Annotated in this window: 2 protein-coding genes; one reads left to right on the top strand and one right to left on the bottom strand. The window is 34.5% G+C overall.

Annotation, left to right across the window (positions count from 1 at the left end; translation table 11 throughout):
• The first annotated feature begins 504 nt into the window (after window positions 1-504).
• Window positions 505-1,848, top strand: a complete 1,344-nt coding sequence (locus AC1DJR_RS26630) for a TrkH family potassium uptake protein (RefSeq protein ID WP_367961902.1) — start codon at window positions 505-507, stop codon at window positions 1,846-1,848.
• Window positions 1,849-1,882: 34 nt separating this feature from the next.
• Here AC1DJR_RS26630 and AC1DJR_RS26625 read toward each other — a convergent pair whose 3' ends face one another.
• Window positions 1,883-2,257, bottom strand: coding sequence for a hypothetical protein (locus AC1DJR_RS26625; protein ID WP_002011728.1), 375 nt, complete (start codon window positions 2,255-2,257; stop codon window positions 1,883-1,885).
• Window positions 2,258-2,380: the final 123 nt, after the last annotated feature.

The following is a 2,380-nucleotide window of genomic DNA, read 5'->3' as shown; positions in this document are numbered from 1 at the left end:
ATACATATACTATAAAAGATAGATGTGAACATAGAGTGAAAGAGAGAGGGAGTTTTAAGTAAGAAGAAAGAGAGAATAAAAAAATAAGACCATCACATATAGGATGGTCAARGGAAGGGGACAATTTATGTCAATTTAATTAGGGATGGAAAGCTGTTCAAGACACTGGGGAATGTCTTATAAATTAGGGAGGAACAGCTCCGATACRTATACTATAAAAGGTAGATGTGACTCTCGTGTGAACTTGGAGTGAAAGATAGGGGAATTTGAAAAAGGATAAAATAGTTGTTGTAAGAGTTATAGTATAAGTGGAGATATAATAGAAAATATTCTTTTGTAAAACGATAGGAGTCTGAATATAAATAAAAGTTGAAATCTATGAAAAAAAGGATTATGCTCAACTATATTATAAGAATATAAGGTTTATCCCGCTACTTGTAGGCTCTTAAAGAGTCTTTATTTATGAGGGGATAAAAGCTTCACTTGATAAAGGGAGTTAGTGATATGGAAGTAGCAAAAAAACAAGGGTTGTATAATCGTTTTATACGATTGAATCCACCACAAATTTTAGCATTAGGCTTTTTTTGTTTAATTGTGGTCGGAGGATTGTTATTAAAGTTACCGTTTGCAACGAAAGTACATATTAGTTGGGTAGATGCTTTCTTTACAGCTACGTCGGCAGCGACTGTAACCGGTTTAGGTGTTGTAGATACTGCGAGTACGTTTACGATGTTTGGTGAAATTGTTATTATGTTTTTAATTCAAACGGGTGGTCTCGGTCTTATGACGATAGCCATTTTAATTGTTTGGGTATTAGGGAAAAAAATTGGTTTACGCCACCGATTATTAATTGGAGAAGCATTTAATCAAACAAATATTGGTGGTCTTGTGAAATTAGTAAAACGTGTTTTTATTTTTTCTATTTGTATTGAGCTAATTGGAGTTATCTTTTTATCGATTCGCTTTATTCCAGAGTTTGGTTTTGGAAAAGGTTTATACTATAGTGTTTTTCACGTTATTGCGTCATATAATAATGCCGGCTTTGCGCTTTGGCCAGATAATTTAACAAGATATGTAGGAGATCCTATTATTAATATTGGGATTTGTTCTTTAATTGTAATAGGAGGGTTAGGATTTACGGTATTAATTGATATATGGTATAGCCGTAGTTTCCGAAAATTATCACTGCACTCCAAAATCATGATTGTTGGAACGATAGCACTTAATGTTATTGCGATGATTGTGATTTTTGTATTGGAATATAATAATGTGAAGACTTTGGGGCACTTATCTTTAAATGAAAAATTATGGGCTTCGTTCTTCCAAGGAATTACACCTCGTACAGCTGGTTTTAACACGGTAGATTATGGGGGGATGGAAGAGTCATCGATACTATTTACAATGGTATTAATGTTTATTGGTGCAGGAAGTGTATCGACAGGCGGTGGAATTAAGTTAACGACATTCGTTATTTTAATTACATCAGTTCTTTCTTTCTTTAGAAAGAAAGAGGATTTTGTTTTATTTCAGCGTACGATTAAAATGTCGACAGTAACGAGAGCGTTAGCAATTGTCGTTGCTAGTCAAATACTTATTTTTACAGCGGTATTTGTATTAATGCTTACAGAAGACTTYAGTTTTATTCAGTTATTATTTGAGACAATTTCAGCGTTTGGTACAGTAGGGTTAACAATGGGGATTACTGCGAAGCTATCGGCGTTTGGAAAATGTATTATTATGTTTGTTATGTTTTGTGGATTAATCGGACCGTTAACACTTGTGTTCTCTTTGGCACGACCAGCAAAACAAAAAATTAAATATCCATCAGAAGATGTATTTACAGGATAAGGTATCCCGCATAAAGCGAGATACCTTTTTCTTTTTAAAAAAGAGAGAACAATAAACCAATAAGCGCCACTCGGAATAAAATCGCAATGAGTGCAGCGATACCACCCACAATGGCAGCGGTACCGCCAGTTACAGTAGCCCCGCGATTATAAGCGTAAATACCAAGTAGAACAGACACAAGACCAAATAGTGTTGGGAATGTGAATAATGATAATATTGCTAAGGCAAGAGCAATGAAACCAGCAGTCGATCCAGCTGCAGACGATCTTACATCATCGTTATCTTTATCATCATAATCGATACGCTGTGGTGCAACTTCAGCTGCGTATTCTTCTTTATAATCACTATCTATTCGATCTCTTTTTTTATATTCATCAAATTTCTCAGTCAAAGTAAGGACTCCTTTCATAACAAGGTTCAATAGTAGTATGTATCTCTTTTTCCTTTTTATCCGAGCATGTACAGGGAGTAATATCCAATTGGAAAGTGGAAAATGTTTTTTCAAAATAGGAAAACTTAGTATGACTTCCTC

The sequence above is a fragment of the Bacillus sp. 05T31 genome (assembly GCF_056396725.1).
Note: the sequence above shows the minus strand (reverse complement) of the source record. Positions and strands in the feature narration are given on the sequence as shown.

Coding starts and splice junctions, on each gene's coding strand:
- AC1DJR_RS26625 (WP_002011728.1), bottom strand. CDS start 2,257: ATGAAAGGAGTCCTTACTTTGACTGAGAAATTTGATGAATATAAAAAA.